Genomic DNA, 16,568 nt, shown 5'->3' on the forward strand with positions numbered 1-16,568 from the left:
TGGCGGCCCGCTTAGACGAGCGCGCCCGATTGCGAAAGGGTCCCGCCTCAATCGCCTTCGGCCAGCTTGCGTACAGCCGCCAGTGTCAGGCGAACATGGTCGCGGTAATCGGCATCCGAATGGGCGAACACGATCCGTCCGTCGCGATCGATCACATAGCTGACCCGCTGGGCCATACCGGTCGCGCGCCCTTCCCGCACCAGCGCAGCATCGTAAGCCGCGATAATTGCCGGGCTGGCCACGCCGACCGCGAACCGATCGCGGCACTCCTCCACAGAAAACCGCTTCAACGTGTCGAGATCGTCAGCCGACATGCCGATTACGGTCGCGCCGGCGGCCGCGAAGGCGTCGGCCGCTTCGGCAAATTGCCGCGCTTCCAGTGTGCAACCCTGCGTGAAGGCGCGCGGGTAGAAATACAGAACGACCGGGCCCTTTGCCAACGCCGCGCGCAAGTTGAACGCCATCGCTTTGCCGCCCAGCGCGGCGCGGGTTGAAAATGCCGGGGCCTGCGTGCCGGGTTGAAGCTCGGCAGCGGCAGGCGCGGTCAGCATCGCGGCGAGCATCGCGGCCATGATCGATCGCAACATGTCGTACTCTCCTCATCCGCAGATATCGCGGCTTAGTAGATCCCGCCCTGATCTTCGACGAAGTCTGACGGTTCGTTATGTCCCGCAGTGCCCGAAACCGGCGCGCGGCGTGCGGCTTCGCCCCGGCGGATTAGTTCCAGGATCTCGCGCCGCCTGCTCTCGATCGCGTCGGCCCGCGTGCGCCGCGGCGGTTCGGTATCCGGCTTGAAAGCCTCCCAGATAATCGCGGAGAGCGGATCGCGGCCTGGCCAACCATCGAGAACCCGTTTGCCGGAACGGCGATCGATCCGCACCATGCGGACCCCTGCCGGGGCGACGAACGGGTCATCAGACCAGTGATCGCGCGTCTTCTGCACGAACTCCTTGAACATCGGCGCGGCGGTATTGCCGCCCTGCACCCATCCGCCCATGTTTCGCGGCCGGTCGAAGCCAAGATACATGCCAGCAATCATGTCGGGCGAACCACCCACGAACCAGGCATTTGTCGGCCCGGTGGTTGTCCCCGTCTTGCCAAACAGCGGAATCCCCAGATCACGCAGCCGCACGGCGGTTCCGCGTTGCACGACGCCTTCCAGCATGTGGACGACCTGGTATGCGGTCCGCGGGTCCATGACCTGCTTCCCGCTCAATCCGGGCCGGGGCATCGGTTTGCCGTCCCATTCGGGCATGTTGCATTTCTGGCACGAACGCTTATCCGCGCGCCAGATCACCTTGCCGTGCCGGTCCTGCACATAATCGATCAGGGTCGGCGCCTGCTGCCGACCGTGGTTTGCCAGCGCCGCATAGGCGTTGACCATCTTGAGAACAGTGGTGTCGCCGGCCCCCAGTGCGAAGGCAGGATAAGGCTCGTAGCTGCCGATCCCCACGCGCTCGAACGTCTTGATGACTTCGGGCATACCCGCGTCCATCGCGACGTGCACGGTCATCAGGTTGCGGCTCTGCTCCAGCCCCCAGCGCATCGTGTGAACGCCGCCGCCGCCGCCGCCGAAGTTACGGAAGCACTTTTCGCCGAGCCGCGAACCCTGATAATAGCAGAAGGTCTGGTCGGGCACCTGCGATGCCGGCGTCATCCCGTGATCCAGGCCAGTGGCATAGACGAACGGCTTGATCGTCGATCCCGGCTGTCGCTCGGCCTGGGTCGCCCGGTTGAAATCGCCCAGTCGGCTGTCGAAGCCCCCCTGCATCGCCAGGACACGCCCGGTCAGCGGAGCCATCGCGACGAAGCCGCCCGATACCTCTGGCACCGAACGCAGGCGATAACCTGTTCCGGCCTTTTCGACCGCGACGACATCGCCAAGCTTCAGCGCGTCGGGAAATCCCGCAAGGGGATAGGTTTCACCGTCGGTCAGCCCAATCGTGGCCGTCGATCCGCTGCGGCCCGTCACCACCCCGACGCGCCAGCCGCGATAATTGATCCCGAGATTGGAGGAGCGCAGTTGCGAAATCAGATCGCCGTTGTCGGGATCGATCGTCGCCACCGGTCCGCGCCAGCCACGGTTTCCGTGGTAGCGCAGCATCCCGCCGCGCAGCGCATCGCGCGCGGCAGACTGCAATTCGGGATCGAGCGAGGTGCGCACCCACAGGCCCCCGGCATAGACGCTGTTCGCACCGTCTTCGGCAGTTTCGCCGAAATCTTCCATCAACTGGCGCCGTACTTCCTCGAAGAAATACCCGGCATCGGCCGTGCTGTATTGCGGGCGCGCAGGCTTGAGACCCAATGGTCTGGCGCTCGCTTCCGCCGCTTCTGCCGAAGTGATGAAATCGTTTGCCACCATCTGTTCGAGCACGAAGTTGCGCCGGTCCAACGCAAGCTCGCGATGTTGGCTGCGGCCATAGCGTTCGGGCGCCTTGGGCAGGATGGCGAGAAAAGCCATTTCGTGCAGATCCAGCTCGCCCACATCCTTGTCGAAATAGGCGCGCGAAGCGGCCTGAACCCCGAAGCTGCGGCGCCCCAGCGGAATTTCGTTCAGATAGAGTTCCAGGATCTGCTGCTTGGTCAAGGCATCCTCGATCCGCCGCGCCAGGATCATTTCCTTCAGCTTGCGGGTGACCGAATATTCGTTCGACAGCAGGATATTCTTCGCCACCTGCTGCGTGATCGTTGAACCGCCTACGGCCCGTTCCCCCGAACCGAGCTTGCTGACGTAATCGATGACCGCCCCGGCCAGGCCGCCCACGTCGATCCCGCCGTGCGTGAAGAAAGTCTTGTCCTCCGCCGCAAGATAGGCCTCGATCAGGGTTTCGGGAAAGTCCGAATACTGCAGCTGAACGCGCCGCTCGCGCGCATAGGAGTGGACGATCTCGCCGTCGGCAGCCCGGACCATCGTGGGCAGCGGGGGTTCGTATTCCAGCAGCGTTTCCGCGTCGGGCAGCCCCCGCGCCAGCAGGGCCCAGCCCGCCAGCCATACGGCCAGCGCCACACAGAAAAGGATCGCCCCCCAGCGGAACCAGCGCCTTTCGCGCCAGTTTGCCGCGAGCCAGCTCAGCGCGCCCGAAGTGTCACGTCGGATGCGGTAGCGAAAATATTCGGTGGAGGAAGGTTCGACCATGATCGGGGCGTCTCTAGCACGCGATTTCGGCGTTGCGCCATATGGTTTCGGGCCGAAACACTAGGCGCCAGCCTGACGGGCAAAATAGATACGGATCGCCCGCGCCATGACTTCGGCGAAACGATTGCGCGATTCCGGGCTCGTCAGGCGCGCAGCGTCCGTCGGGTTGGTGATGAAGCCCGCTTCGTAGAGGACCGCCGGGACATCGGGTGCGCGCAGCACGGCCAGGGCGGCCGAACGGCGCGGCCGGGGATGGAAAACCAGCGCTCCCTCGCCCTCGCGCACGACAAGACGGGCAAATTCCGCCGAAGATTCCTGAACGCGGCGCTGCGACAGTTCGACCAGTATCGCGCTAACATCCGCGCTCTGCCCCTCGATCCGAACGCCGTTGAGCCTGTCCGCGCTGTTTTCCCGTTCGGCAAAGCGCGCCGCGGCTTCGCTCGATGCCTGGGCCGACAGAGTATAAATGCTGGCGCCGCTCGCCTCGCTTGCCTCGCCCGCAGAATCGGCATGGATCGACACGAACAGGTCGGCATTCATCCGTCGGGCGATTTCGGGGCGTTCCTCCAGCACCAGGAACGTGTCATCCTCCCGCGTCAGGGCCACTCGCACCCCGCCATCGGCGATCAGACGATCGCGCAGCGCGAGCGCCAGGGCCAGGGCAATGTCCTTCTCGCGGTAGTTCGCGGCACTCGCCCCGGGGTCTTTTCCGCCGTGCCCCGGATCGATCAGCACCAGCGGGCGCGACCGATCGGGCGGGCCATGAACTTTCGGCAGGCCCACCGGATCTCCGGCTTCAGGCAAAGCAATTTTCACGACATAGTCGCGGCCCAGATGCGGTACGGGAATCGACAGACCCAGCGCATATAGCGCGATCAGCAGGACCGGCGGCGCCAGAAAGATCAGCCATATCTGAAGCCGCATCGACATTGCGGACGGTTGTTAGGGCGTTGCAGGCCCATTGCGCAACATGGTTGCCGAACGAAAGCCGGGATGCTAGCGCTGCAAGGCCGAAAATCCGGCCCGTGAAAGCTCGATCCTGCCATTCGGCAAGCGCGCGAAACGGGTCGCAGGCTCGCCGGCAGCTTCCTGCTCCGGCGTTCGCAACAGGTTGATGCAGTTCATGAGAAGCCTCTCCCCCAGCATGACGACGCTGCCCCAGGCAGGCATAGTCGCGCTAGCGGGCCAGGCGGCGCGACACAGGCGCATTCGCATGATTGCAGACACATCATTCCGGCATGGCGAAACCGTTCGCCGTGTCCGGTCCGACATTGCCGCCCATCGCACTGCGATCGGCGGTTCCCACTTATTTGCGCAGACTCTCCCGGCTGGCCTGAGCCCGCCCGGACGCGCACGGAGAATACCAAATGGCAACGCGCATGCTGATCGATGCGCGCCACCCGGAAGAAACACGGGTGGCGGTCCTCAAAGGCAACCGGATTGAAGAATTCGATTTCGAATCCGCCGAACATCGGCAGATCAAAGGCAACATCTATCTCGCCAAGGTAACGCGGGTCGAACCCAGCCTTCAGGCTGCGTTTGTCGATTTCGGGGGTAACCGGCACGGTTTCCTCGCCTTCAGCGAAATTCATCCCGACTACTATCAGATCCCGCGCGAAGACCGCGAGCAGTTGCTGGCGGAAGAAGCCGAAGCGGCTGAAGAAGAAGCGCGCCTGCGCGCCGAGGAAGAAGAGCGCGGCGACCTGCCGGGCGACGAATACGACGCCGACGACGAAACGGGCGGCGCGCTGGTCGAGGAATTCGCGGAAGACGGTGTCGAGGAAATCGACACTTCCGAGAAAGACAAAGTCGCCACGTTCGAAGAAGGTCAGCTCGCCAACGGCGATAGCGACGACGACGATGATGATGACGACAGCGACGATGACGGCGACGAAAACCGGGGCGGATCGGATTCGCGCCGTGGCCGCCGCGGGCGTGGTCGCCGCCAGTCGAAGGGGCGCCCCCGCGCCAAGGAAGTGGACGAAGTCCGCGCCCGGCGTCAGGCCCTGCGCCGCCGGTACAAGATTCAGGACGTGATCCAGCGCCGGCAGGTTCTGCTGGTCCAGGTGGTCAAGGAAGAACGCGGCAACAAGGGTGCGGCACTGACCACTTATCTCAGCCTGGCCGGCCGCTACACCGTCCTGATGCCCAACAGCAGCCACGGCGGCGGTATTTCGCGCAAGATTTCCAGCGCCAGCGATCGCAAGCGGCTGAAGCAGATCGTGGGCGACCTGAAGCTTCCCCGCACGATGGGCCTGATCGTCCGCACCGCCGGCCTCCAGCGCACCAAGACCGAGATCAAACGCGATTTCGACTATCTCGCCCGCCTGTGGGACGAGATTCGCGAGAAGACGCTTTCTTCCAGCGCGCCCACGCTGATCCATTCGGACAGCGACCTGATCAAGCGCGCCATTCGCGACATCTACAATCGCGAGATCGAGGAAGTCGTGGTCGAGGGTGAACCGGGGTATCGCTCGGCCAAGGAATTCATGAAACTGCTGATGCCCAGCCACGCGCGCCGGGTGAAAGCCTATTCCGACCCCGTCCCGTTGTTCCAGCGCTATGGTGCGGAAGATCAGCTGCGGGCGATGTACGACCCCGTCGTCCAGTTGAAGAGCGGCGGCTATCTGGTCATCAACCCGACCGAAGCGCTGGTATCGATCGACATCAACTCCGGCCGTTCGACCAAGGAACACGGTATCGAGCAGACAGCGCTGGCGACCAACCTGGAAGCTGCGAAGGAAATCGCGCGCCAGTTGCGCCTGCGCGATATGGCAGGCCTGGTCGTGATCGACTTCATCGACATGGAGTACAACTCCAACAACCGTAAGGTCGAACGCGCGCTGAAAGACGCGTTGAAAAACGACCGCGCGCGCATCCAGGTCGGCCGCATTTCGGGCTTCGGCCTGATGGAAATGAGCCGGCAGCGCCTGCGTACCGGCGTGCTGGAAGCAACCACCCGCGAATGCCCGCATTGCGACGGCACCGGGCTGGTCCGCACCGCATCCAGCGCCGGCCTGTCCGCACTGCGGCTGATCGAGGACGAGGCCGCCAAGGGCAAGGGCACCGTGATCACACTCGCGGCAAGCACAGAGGCCGCCGTCTACCTCCTCAACTCCAAGCGCGACGATCTGGTGGAGATCGAGCGCCGCTATGGCGTAAACGTCGAAGTCGTGCCGGAAGGCGAGGAAGAAGGCGCGAAGATGAGCGTCTCCAGCTCAGGCCCGAAACCCACCGAGGCGCCGAAGTTCGAGCCGATCGTCGATGAGGAAGAGCCGGAAGCGGAGGAAATCGAAGCCGATACCGATGATCGCGGCGACGATGAGGACGACGACGGCAACAAGAAGCGGCGCCGGCGCCGGCGCGGTGGACGTGGCCGGAACAAGAGCCGAAATGGCGACGATTCGTCCGAAAACGCCGAAGATGACAGCGACGATAGCGACGAGGAACGCGACGACAGCCAGTCCTCGGGCGAAGACGAAGGCAGGCCGAAAAAGCGCCGCCGCCGCGGCGGACGCCGCAGGCGCGGAGGTCGTGATCGCGAGGATGGCGAGAGCGAAGGCGATGGCGACAACGGTCAAGCTGCCGATGGTGGCGATGCAGCCGAGGCAGTCGCTGAGCGTGTAAGCGAAGACATGGCAGTCGCGCCGGCTCCCGATGGGGAGAGCGCATCCCCGGACGGAACCGAAGAGCAGGCGAGCGAGGAAGCTCCGAAGCCGAAGCGGCGCACGCGCCGGGCAAAAACGGCCGAAGAACCTGCAGAAGCTCCCGCCCGCAAGCCGCGCGCCTCCCGGGCGAAGGCGAAGCCTGCCGCAGAGCCTGCAAACGAAGCAGCCGAAGCGCCGCCTGCCGAGGCTGATGCTGAGGAAGCTCCGAAGCCGAAGAAGCGCACCCGGCGCAAGAAGGCGGACGAACCGGCAGCAGCCGAAGCCGCCCCAGCCGAAAGCGAGCAACCGCCCGAAAAGCCGAAGCGCACCCGGCGCAAGAAGAAGGTTGAGGAAGAACCCACGACCGAAGCGGCTGCTCCTGCGCAACCTTCCGGCGACACTGCGGAAGAAGCCGTCGCGGAAGCGCCCGCTGCCGCAAATGACGCAACACCCGCGGATACGCAGGACGGGAAGGACGAGAAGTCCGGCTCCCCCCGCCGCGGCTGGTGGCAACGTACGTTTGGCCAATAGTCTGATCGGCGGCACCTGTCTGCACACACGTTGCGGACAGGTGCCGCCGGGCACGGCACCGGCGTTCCCGTTGATTTTGCGAGCGGCGGTACTGGCGGCCACGACCGTTCGCGCTTAGATGGCCGCCAACCTGCAGCCGCGAGAGCCGATATGTCCGATTCCCTCGAAGCCCTTCGCATCCCGGATGACGCCAAAGAGCGCGTACGCCTGCTGTTCATGGCCAAGCATGTGCTCTGGGGCGGCGGGATGCACCCCGAGGACGGCAATCACGCGATCTACCACCACGAAGTGCGCACGACCCTGGAAAGCCTGGGGCTGAACCTGCAGTTCGCGAACAATTACAAGGTTCTGTTCGAACAGCCCGAAGCCGATTTCGTCTTCCCGCTGCTTAATCGTGGCGGGTTCGTGAACAGCGAGATGCTGATCCCACTGCTGTGCAACATGCACCGCATCCCTTACCTGGGCGCGATGCCGTTCCTGCGCGGCATGGGCGACGACAAGTCCGTCTCCAAACTTGCCGCCGCCCACGCCGGTGTGCCGACAGCACCCTGGTTCTGCTTTCGCCGCGGCGGGCCGGTTCTAGAGAAGGACCTGCCCCCGGCCCCCGGCGGTCGCTGGGTGATCAAGCCCAATGCCTCGTCCGCAAGCTGGGGCATTTCCGACGCATTCGACTGGAACGGTGTGGCCAACGCCGTCGCCGACATCCACGGTCAGGGCCACGATGCCATCGTGGAACCCTATCTCGACGGTTACGATATCCAGTGCGCGTTCATCACCATTCGCGACGAACCCGTCCCGCTCCCCATGCTGTGGTACGAGCGCGAGGATACGCAGAAGCTGTGGACGTACTACGAGAAACGTGACCTGGTGCAGAACACCGAAAAGGCCGCGCTCAAACGTTTCGATCACGCAGAATTCGCCCCGCAAATCGAAGCTATGGCGAGGAAGGTCGCGCAGGAATTCGTCCCGTTCGATTATGGCCGGATCGAATTCCGTCTGGACCTGGCCACCGGCGACATCAATTTCATCGAGATCAATCTCAACTGCAATCTGTGGTCTGAAAAGGTCATGGCGAAGGCCGCCGCACAGGCCGGTTTCAACCATGCCGATCTGATCGAAACGCTGCTGGCCGAATCCTGGCGGCGGAGCGCGCTGATCGCCGGCTGACGACTTCGCGGCGTCGGCAACGCCTGATCAGGCCGCCACTGCCGGTTGACGAAGCGCACTGGCGATGGCGCCGAAATGGTCCGCAAACGTGCTGTCGCGCTGCGATGAATCCTGCTCCGCCAGAACGACGATTTGCGGCATCGACAGGCCAAGCCGCAAAGTCCCGCCCCAGCCGCCGCCCGGCAGGCGCACGCTCTTGACCGGTTGCCCCAGACGAACACCGGCGCATGCCAGCGCAGCGTGGAGCGCAACGGCCTGATCGAACGTCCCGGCAGGGGCCAGCATCGAAACGTCGAGCGTCACCAGCGTGGAGATAAGATCAGGGTCCACCGCAGCGGCACGGGCCGTCTCTTCGCCCGAAGTTCTGACTTCGCGCAGGCCCAGTGGCTCAATCAAATCGCGTCGCAACGCCTGTTGAAACGATCCGACGACATCGGTGATCGTTGCTGCTGGAAGCGCCCAGAAGCGCTCCATTTCGAACAGGGCGCCTTCCAGTCGCGCTGCCAGCCCGGGATTGTCGCCATCGGGCAGCGCCTCGCCCCCTGGCCAGCCCTCGGGCCATTCGGCCCGGCGGAAGAGCGCGTCGAACCCGGCAGGTAGCGGCGGAGCGGCCTGCCCGATGCTCGCGGGAATCAGCGCGAACCCGCTGAACGGAACGCCGCCTACGAACTTGGACCCTGTCATGAGGACGATCGCACCGCGATCGAGATAGGCCGCCACTTCGCTGGCGCCGAGGCGGACCTGACAGGCATCGACGACCAGTGTCATGGCATCGCCCCACCGCGACTGAAGCCGGTCGAGTTCACGCGTTTGCGGCAGGATGAGGCCAGTCTTCGATCCGTGAACAACGTGGACCAGTGCGTGCTGCCCTTCGGCCTCGGCGGTTTGCACCTCGCGATCTATCGCCGCCGCGATCTCTTGGCTGGTGCGGGCATGCCCCTCCCCGCAGCGCACCGGAATGTCCGATAGTGAGACTGCCTCCAGCCCCGGAACGCTCGCCGCGACATCGACGGTGCGATCGAGCGCGGTGCGACCGGTAAAGAAATTCCCGGCGGCCGACTGGATACACCCGCGCCCGACCTCGTCTGCACCGAGCAGAATATTATGCACGCCGGCGGGCGCGCGGGGGGTGACCGCCGCAAGCGCCACGTATTCAAGATCAGTGCCCGATGGCGCAAAGACCACTTCAACACTGTCCTCCAGCGCGAAGACCTTGCGCAGTCGGGCCCGCATCGCATCGAGAACGGTGCGATAGTCCGCCCCCTCCAGCGTCGTCCGGTCCAGCAGATGTCGGAAAGCCGGGAGCGAAATGTCGTTCGCGGTCGACGATGCATAAGCGAGGATATCGCGCGGATAGGGCCCCGACATATACCGGTTCAGCCCGGTTTGCGGGTTCAGCGCGAGGCGTTCGTCCCCTCCGCTCGCCAGCAGCCTTATCAGCTCTTCCGCCCGACGGTCGGCGGCGAATTCGGGCGGCAGATTGCTGGTGGATATTGGCATCGACAATCCGGCTGGCGTTTTCCCTTGCGCCCAGCCCTAACAGACTTAGTGACGCAGGCCACCGCAATTGCTGCGTTGCGACAATTTCCGCCGCATCAGAAAGGGGCTGCCTTCGTGACCGAACTTCGACCCATGACGATCGACCCGGCGACGAAGGAACGGTTGCGAATCCTGTTCATCGCTAAGAACGCGATGTGGGACGGCGATCTTCACCCCGAAGATGGCAACCACGCGCTCTATCATCGCGAGATGCGCCAGGTGCTCGAAGGGCTCGGCCTCGATCTCATGCTCGCCGACCGGTTCGAGATTCTGTTCGAGGACCCGGAAGTCGACTTCGTCTTTCCGCTCCTCAATCGGGCCGGCTTCTTCAATTCGGAAATGCTGTGTCCTCTTCTTTGCGAGCGCAAGGGCATCCCCTATCTTGGCGCCAGCCCGATCCTGCGCGGGCTTTCCGATGACAAACACCTCGCGAAGCGCGCCGCGCGCGTCGCCGAAGTGCCGACCGCACCCTGGGCGATTTTCCGCCGCGGCGCTCCGATCGACCTGGCACTGGTGCCGCAGGGCGAGCGGTACGTCATCAAGCCCAACGCATCCTCGGCCAGTTGGGGCGTCAACGATGCCACCGATCTTGCCAGCGTGGAACGGGCCGTGGCCGACGTCCACGCTCTGGGACACGACGCTCTGGTCGAACCTTTCCTCGACGGCAGCGACGTCGAAGTGCCCGTCATCACCGTACGAGGCGAGCCTACGATCCTGCCGATGATGATCTTCCGCCAGGCCGATCCCTCGCATTTGCGCACATACCAGGAAAAGCGCGACCTGGTGGACCGCAGCCAGAAATACTCCCTCGATCCTTTCGAGAATGCGGACATGGCCGCACGGATAGCCGACCTGACGCGCAAGGCGTGGAACGAGTATCGGCCGTTCGACTATGGCCGGTTCGAATTCCGCGTGAACGAGGACACAGGCGAGATCACGTTCCTGGAACTCAATCTCAACTGCAATCTCTGGTCGCAGAAGGTGTTCGGCCGTGCAGCAGCCTTGGCGGGATGGAGCCAGTCGCAATTGATCGAAACCATCCTGGCCGAAAGCCTCGTGCGCCACGGGCTGATGGCGCAGTGAAGTTTGCGCGCTGCCCTTGCCAGCGCAATGCGAAGCGCTAGAGAGGCTGCCAAAGCAACAGGATCGAACGATGGCGACCTTCACCCTCCCCAAGAACTCCAAGATCTCGCGCAAGGGCAATGTTCACCGGGCCGATGGTGCGGCGCGGGTCCAGAAGTTCCGGATCTATCGCTACGACCCCGATAGCGGCAACAACCCGCGTTATGACACGTTCGAGATCGATCTCGACGATTGCGGGCCGATGGTTCTCGACGCACTGATCAAGATCAAGAACGAGGTCGACCCGACGCTGACCTTCCGCCGTTCGTGCCGCGAGGGGATTTGCGGATCCTGTTCAATGAACATGAACGGCAAGAACGGCCTCGCCTGCACCACGGCAATGGAAGATCTGAAGGGCGAAATCCGCATCACCCCCCTGCCCCACATGGACGTGGTGAAGGACCTGGTGCCCGATTTCTCGCACTTCTACGCCCAGTATGCTTCGATCCGCCCGTGGCTGCAGACCGTCTCGACCACGCCCAGCGGCAAGGAACGGTTGCAGAGCCCCGAACAGCGCGAGAAGCTGGACGGCCTCTACGAATGCATCCTGTGCGCCTGCTGCTCCACCGCGTGCCCCAGCTACTGGTGGAATTCGGACAAGTTCCTCGGCCCGGCGATCCTGCTCCAGGCCTATCGCTGGCTGGCCGACAGCCGCGACGAAATGACCGGTGAGCGGCTCGACGCACTGGAAGACCCGTTCCGGCTCTATCGCTGTCACACGATCATGAACTGCGCCAACGTGTGCCCCAAGGGGCTCAACCCGGCCAAGGCGATCGGCGAAACCAAGAAGATGCTGGTCGAGCGCCAGATCTGAGCGTGAACAGCGAATCGTCGGCGTTCGAGTATCGGGAGCATCCCGATCATCCTGGCTGGCACACCTGGCGCCTGCGCGACGAAACGCGGTTCAACCCCGTGGTCATGGGCGAATTGCTGGTGCGGACCGAAGGCGACAGGTGCCGCCTGCGGATGTTTCCCGAGCGGCGGCACACCAATCTGCAGGATATGATCCACGGCGCGGTGACGCTGGCGCTGATCGACATTTCGCTGTTCGCAGCCATGCGGACCCTGACCGATGGCGATGCCGGACCGGCGGTGACGCTGGAGCTTTCAACCCAGTTCATCGGTGCCGGCAAAGTGGATGAACCGCTCGACGCAGTGATTGAGGTTCTGCGCGAAACCGGACGGCTGCTGTTCCTGCGCGGCGAAGTGGTCCAGCGCGATCACCTGGTGGCCGGCTTCACCGCGCTGGTGCGCAAGGCCAGCCGCAAGTGAGCGGAATGCTCGCGCGCTATGAAGCGTTGGTGGCGGCGGGGGAACTCCGGCCCGATCCGCAGCAGCAAGCCGCCGCCGAGCGCCTGCAGACCTTGCAGGAAGCGCTGGAACGACGCGGCGAGGCGGGTTTCTTCGATCGCCTTCTTGCCCGCAAGCCGGCTCGCCCCCGCGGCATCTACATGTGGGGCGGCGTGGGCCGCGGCAAGTCCATGCTGATGGACCTGTTCGTGGAAACGCTGGATATCGAGCGCAAGCGCCGGGTTCATTTCCACGCCTTCATGCTCGAAGTCGACGCACTGATCCGCGAGGAACGGGCGAAAGAAGCCGGCGACCCCGTCGCTCCGGCAGCGGCTCGCATTGCCGAAGGGGTCCGGTGCCTCGCGTTTGACGAAATGGTGGTCAACAACACCGCCGACGCCGCGATCATGAGCCGGCTGTTCACTGCCCTGATCCGCGACGAGGGGGTGACGGTGGTCACCACCAGCAACCGCCCCCCGCGCGACCTCTACAAGGACGGGCTCAACCGTTCGCTGTTCCTGCCGTTCATTGATCTGGTGGAGGACGAACTGGACGTCCTGGCGCTCAACGGCCCGGTCGATTACCGACTCGACCGGCTGGGCGAGATCGCCAATTGGCACACACCGCTCGGTCCCGACGCCACAGCCCAGGTCCGCGAGGCTTTCTTCCGCCTGACCGACTACAAGCCTGAAGATGCCGCCCACGTGCCAAGCGCCGAGCTCGATCTTGGCGGCGGACGCACCCTGCATGTGCCCAAGAGCCTGAAGGGCGTCGCCGTGTTCAGCTTCAAGCGGCTATGCGGCGAAAACCGCGGCGCGGCCGACTACCTGGCCATCGCCCGGGCTTATCACACCGTGATCGTGGTCGGCATTCCCATCATGGGGCCGGACCGCCGCAACGAAGCCATTCGCTTCACCAAGCTGGTCGATGCGCTCTACGAACTGCGGGTAAAACTGTTCGCGACAGCGGATGCCGAGCCCGCCGGTCTCTACCCTTCCGGTGACGGCAGCTTCGAGTTTGCGCGGACGGTCAGCCGGCTGGAGGAAATGCGCAGCGCCGATTACATGGCGCTGGGTCACGGTGCGGAGAGCTGACACGCCGATCGGGCCGCTGATCGGTCCCACCAAGGCTCGCCTCAGGCTGCCTTGGCTAGACGCGCCTGTGCGGCCACAAGCCGGCCCATCACCTTCAGGTCCTGTTCCCGCAGCTGCAGCGCGGAATCCGCCCATAGCTCGGTAATGCGGTTGAGTTCGGCCAGTTCGAGATCCCAGGCGACTTTCATCGCCCGGCGCGAGTTGACCAGGCCGGCGTGGCGCCGCTCCGACTTCTTGATGAAGTCGCGGCACGTCGCGAGGCCCTGCCCGTTTTCCGCCAGGCGGTGAACCAGCCCCATGTCGTACATCTGTTCTGCGGTGTAGGTTTCGTTGGAAACGATCAGCCGGTCGGCCATTGCCCCGCCCAGTTTGCGGCTCAGCAAGGCATGAGCGCCCATTCCCGGAAACAGGCCGAACATGATTTCGGGCAGGCCGAAGGTCGCCCCGCGCTCCGCCACGATGTAATCGAACGACAACAGGGCTTCGAAACCGCCGCCTAGGGCAGCCCCTTCCACCAGCCCGACCGTCAGCATCGGCAAATCCAGCGACGCCATGTTGCGGTAAAGGATCTTGCAGCAACGGTGCCCGTAACGGACGAGCGCATCGCGATCCCGTTCGCGGATCAGGCGCTGGAAAAGATCGAGATCGCCGCCGAAACAGAAAACCCCCGGTGCACGGCTGCCGAGTACGAGAAAGCGCAGCGGTGTCTTTTCAGGGCCGAAACCCTGTTCAATATAGGTTTGCCAATTCTCGAAATCGCCCAGCATGGGCGGGGTAAAACTCGGCCGCCCTGCAGGATTCATATATGTCCACAACGTCTGCGTGTCATCGTCGTAGAAAACGTCCAGCTCTTGCAGCTGAAACAATCCTTCCGGGATAGAAGAATGAAGCCGACTTTGTTCGACTAGAGCTTCTTCCCGCGTATCCAACTGAATAGTTGGTGTTTTTGAGGCCGAACCGTCTTCGTCGTGATCCGACCTTGAACTTACCCGATCCATAGGGATTCCCCCGCTCGTCTGGCGGCATCGCTCTCTCAATTTACATAGGGGTAATCGAAGCCGGTCTCGTCTGGCAAATGATTAATCAATCATTCCCTGCCGCGGTCCCACTTTGGGGCATGGCCCATACCAGGCGGCACGCTCAGCCCGAAATCCCCAGATTGTCCAGCGAGCGATCGAGCATCAGGAGTTGCCAAAGCAGGCGCGAGTTGTCCGAACGACCGGAGATATGCGATTCGGCAATTCGCGAGAGCCGTTCGGGATCGAACCACCCGGTTCTCGCCAGCCGGGCCCCTGTCGCAATGGCACGCGCATCGCCCGCCAGCGGCCCACGCAGCCATTGCGCGATCGGGGTGACGAAGCCCTGCTTCGGGCGAAACAGCACGTCATCGGGCAGGTAACGCCGCATGGTATGCTTGAGCAGCCACTTGCCCTGACGACCGCGGATCCGCTGCCGCTGAGGTAGCCCGGCGGCAAATTCGATCAGACGATGGTCCAGCAGCGGCTCGCGCGCTTCCAGCCCGACATTCATGCTGGTTCGATCGACCTTGGTAAGGATATCGCCGGGCAGCCAGAATTTGAGATCGGCATATTGCGCCCTGTCGAGGCCATTGCGCGCCGGTGCTTCGCGCATCAGCCGGGTAAAGGCATCCTCTGCGCGATACCCATCAAGTTCGCGCCCGAACCGATCTGAATAGAGCCGTTCGCGGGCTTCCGGGGGGACGACGCCAACCGCGCGCGCATAACCGTCCGCACCATCCGCGGCGAGAGACAGCAGGGTCGTCTTCGCCCTCAGCGGACGCGGAGCCCAGTCGGCCTTCGGCCAGATCGCGCCCAGGCCGCCGAACAGGGGGCCGCGAAGGCCGCCGGGAATGATCCCCCGGGCCTGTTCCTCCCGCGCGTGGAAGACCTGGCGACGATATCCGGCAAACGCCTCGTCCGCACCATCGCCCGAGAGGGCAACCGTCACATTCTCGCGCGCGAGCTGGCAGACGCGCCAGGTCGGCAGGGCCGAAGCATCGGCAAACGGTTCGTCGAACATTCCGGCGATCCGGTCGACCGCCGAGAAATCATCGGGATCGACCGATCGCGCATGATGATCGGTGGCGAACAGGCGCGCCACCTTTTCTGCATATTGCGTCTCGTCCAGCGCTGCGACATCGAAGCCGATCGAACATGTGGTGACCGGATCGGCGCTGCTTTCCGCCATCAGCGCTACCACGGCGGACGAATCCACACCGCCCGACAGGAACGCACCAAGCGGCACGTCCGCGATCATGCGCGAACGCACGGCTTCGCGCATGTGGTGGAGCAATTCCGCCGACAGGTCCGCAGTCGAGCCGCCGCGACGCCGGCTGAAGTCGATATCCCACCACTGGACAGGCGCCGCAGGGGGAGCGTCATGCCGCAAGATCTGGTAATGGCCAGCAGGCAGCTTCCCCACCCCTTTCAGGATCGAGCGGTGATCGGGCACGTAGCCCCAGGCCAGATAATCGTCGATCGCATGGGGATCGGCTTCGCGCCGCAGCAGAGGGTGGGCAAGCAGGCCCTTGAGTTCGGAAGCGAATGCCACGCTGCCATCGCTCAGCTGAGCGGTGAACAGCGGCTTTACCCCCAGTCGGTCACGCGCGAGCACGAGTTCGCGCCGATGCGCATCGTAGAGCGCGAAGGCGAACATCCCGTGAAGACGGTTCAGGCAGTCGATCCCCCAGCGCGACCATGCCGCGAGGATCACTTCGGTGTCACCGTCGGTACGGAACTGCGCGCCCTGCCCTTCCAGTTCGCGGCGCAGCTCACGAAAATTGTAGATCTCGCCGTTGAACACAATCGTCGTGCGCCCATCAGCCGAATGCATCGGCTGGGGCGACCCTTCGATGTCGATGATCGACAGACGGCGATGTCCCAGGCCCACACCCGGGCCGGTCCATACCCCCGAGCCGTCCGGCCCGCGGTGCGCAAGCGCATCCGACATGCGCGCGACGCGCTCGGGATCGACCGGCTTGGGGGTGCCGCAATGAAAGATCCCGGCGATGCCGCACATAGC

Annotated in this window: 13 protein-coding genes; 6 read left to right on the forward strand and 7 right to left on the reverse strand. The window is 64.0% G+C overall.

Annotated features, from left to right (window positions below; translation table 11 throughout):
* Positions 1 to 47: 47 nt before the first annotated feature.
* The 4 genes from AM2010_RS06670 to AM2010_RS14175 all read right to left on the reverse strand — a co-directional run bounded on the left by AM2010_RS06670 (position 48) and on the right by AM2010_RS14175 (position 4,306).
* Entirely contained in the window at positions 48 to 587 is a 540-nt protein-coding gene (locus AM2010_RS06670) for a peroxiredoxin (protein WP_047806406.1), read from the reverse strand.
* Positions 588 to 619: 32 nt separating this feature from the next.
* A complete protein-coding gene (locus AM2010_RS06675) occupies positions 620 to 3,136 on the reverse strand; it encodes a penicillin-binding protein 1A (RefSeq protein WP_047806407.1) in 2,517 nt (838 codons plus the stop codon).
* A 60-nt stretch (positions 3,137 to 3,196) separates the two neighbouring features.
* Positions 3,197 to 4,066 (reverse strand): N-acetylmuramoyl-L-alanine amidase family protein, encoded by an 870-nt coding sequence (locus AM2010_RS06680; protein WP_047806408.1) that lies wholly within the window; start codon positions 4,064 to 4,066, stop codon positions 3,197 to 3,199.
* A 66-nt stretch (positions 4,067 to 4,132) separates the two neighbouring features.
* The gene (locus tag AM2010_RS14175; protein ID WP_156178713.1) at positions 4,133 to 4,306 is read right to left on the reverse strand and encodes a hypothetical protein; all 174 of its coding nucleotides are present in this window, start codon (positions 4,304 to 4,306) and stop codon (positions 4,133 to 4,135) included.
* Positions 4,307 to 4,503: 197 nt separating this feature from the next.
* Between AM2010_RS14175 and AM2010_RS06685 the strand changes: the two genes are divergently transcribed.
* Positions 4,504 to 7,314, forward strand: coding sequence for an Rne/Rng family ribonuclease (locus AM2010_RS06685; RefSeq protein ID WP_047806409.1), 2,811 nt, complete (start codon positions 4,504 to 4,506; stop codon positions 7,312 to 7,314).
* A 150-nt stretch (positions 7,315 to 7,464) separates the two neighbouring features.
* Positions 7,465 to 8,481 (forward strand): D-alanine--D-alanine ligase family protein, encoded by a 1,017-nt coding sequence (locus AM2010_RS06690; RefSeq protein ID WP_047806410.1) that lies wholly within the window; start codon positions 7,465 to 7,467, stop codon positions 8,479 to 8,481.
* A gap of 27 nt (positions 8,482 to 8,508) precedes the next feature.
* On the opposite strand, the gene AM2010_RS06695 is transcribed toward AM2010_RS06690, so the two are convergent.
* The gene (locus tag AM2010_RS06695; protein ID WP_047806411.1) at positions 8,509 to 9,981 is read right to left on the reverse strand and encodes a hypothetical protein; all 1,473 of its coding nucleotides are present in this window, start codon (positions 9,979 to 9,981) and stop codon (positions 8,509 to 8,511) included.
* 114 nt (positions 9,982 to 10,095) lie between these two features.
* On the opposite strand from AM2010_RS06695, the gene AM2010_RS06700 reads away from it, so the two are divergent.
* The 4 genes from AM2010_RS06700 to zapE all read left to right on the forward strand — a co-directional run bounded on the left by AM2010_RS06700 (position 10,096) and on the right by zapE (position 13,526).
* Positions 10,096 to 11,103 (forward strand): D-alanine--D-alanine ligase family protein, encoded by a 1,008-nt coding sequence (locus AM2010_RS06700; protein WP_082132819.1) that lies wholly within the window; start codon positions 10,096 to 10,098, stop codon positions 11,101 to 11,103.
* 70 nt (positions 11,104 to 11,173) lie between these two features.
* Entirely contained in the window at positions 11,174 to 11,956 is a 783-nt protein-coding gene (locus tag AM2010_RS06705; RefSeq protein WP_047806412.1) for a succinate dehydrogenase iron-sulfur subunit, read from the forward strand.
* Positions 11,957 to 11,958: 2 nt separating this feature from the next.
* Positions 11,959 to 12,414 (forward strand): PaaI family thioesterase, encoded by a 456-nt coding sequence (locus AM2010_RS06710; protein WP_047806413.1) that lies wholly within the window; start codon positions 11,959 to 11,961, stop codon positions 12,412 to 12,414.
* Entirely contained in the window at positions 12,411 to 13,526 is a 1,116-nt protein-coding gene (zapE, locus tag AM2010_RS06715) for a cell division protein ZapE (RefSeq protein WP_047806414.1), read from the forward strand. Before AM2010_RS06710 ends, zapE begins: the two co-directional genes overlap by 4 nt.
* A gap of 41 nt (positions 13,527 to 13,567) precedes the next feature.
* Here the strand turns inward: zapE and AM2010_RS06720 are convergent, their stop codons facing one another.
* Both AM2010_RS06720 and AM2010_RS06725 read right to left on the reverse strand, forming a co-directional pair.
* Positions 13,568 to 14,392, reverse strand: coding sequence for a crotonase/enoyl-CoA hydratase family protein (locus AM2010_RS06720; protein ID WP_236699427.1), 825 nt, complete (start codon positions 14,390 to 14,392; stop codon positions 13,568 to 13,570).
* Positions 14,393 to 14,666: 274 nt separating this feature from the next.
* Positions 14,667 to 16,565, reverse strand: coding sequence for an XrtA/PEP-CTERM system amidotransferase (locus AM2010_RS06725; RefSeq protein WP_047806415.1), 1,899 nt, complete (start codon positions 16,563 to 16,565; stop codon positions 14,667 to 14,669).
* Positions 16,566 to 16,568 lie beyond the last annotated feature (3 nt).

The sequence above is a fragment of the Pelagerythrobacter marensis genome (assembly GCF_001028625.1).
GTDB lineage: Bacteria > Pseudomonadota > Alphaproteobacteria > Sphingomonadales > Sphingomonadaceae > Pelagerythrobacter > Pelagerythrobacter marensis.

Excerpts from the sequence above, each read along its gene's own strand:
- AM2010_RS06675 (WP_047806407.1), bottom strand. The coding sequence starts at position 3,136 with ATGGTCGAACCTTCCTCCACCGAATATTTTCGCTACCGCATCCGACGT.
- AM2010_RS06695 (WP_047806411.1), bottom strand. The coding sequence starts at position 9,981 with ATGCCAATATCCACCAGCAATCTGCCGCCCGAATTCGCCGCCGACCGT.
- AM2010_RS06680 (WP_047806408.1), bottom strand. The coding sequence starts at position 4,066 with ATGTCGATGCGGCTTCAGATATGGCTGATCTTTCTGGCGCCGCCGGTC.
- AM2010_RS06705 (WP_047806412.1), top strand. The coding sequence starts at position 11,174 with ATGGCGACCTTCACCCTCCCCAAGAACTCCAAGATCTCGCGCAAGGGC.
- AM2010_RS06685 (WP_047806409.1), top strand. The coding sequence starts at position 4,504 with ATGGCAACGCGCATGCTGATCGATGCGCGCCACCCGGAAGAAACACGG.
- AM2010_RS06690 (WP_047806410.1), top strand. The coding sequence starts at position 7,465 with ATGTCCGATTCCCTCGAAGCCCTTCGCATCCCGGATGACGCCAAAGAG.
- AM2010_RS06725 (WP_047806415.1), bottom strand. The coding sequence starts at position 16,565 with ATGTGCGGCATCGCCGGGATCTTTCATTGCGGCACCCCCAAGCCGGTC.
- AM2010_RS06670 (WP_047806406.1), bottom strand. The coding sequence starts at position 587 with ATGTTGCGATCGATCATGGCCGCGATGCTCGCCGCGATGCTGACCGCG.
- AM2010_RS14175 (WP_156178713.1), bottom strand. The coding sequence starts at position 4,306 with ATGCCTGCCTGGGGCAGCGTCGTCATGCTGGGGGAGAGGCTTCTCATG.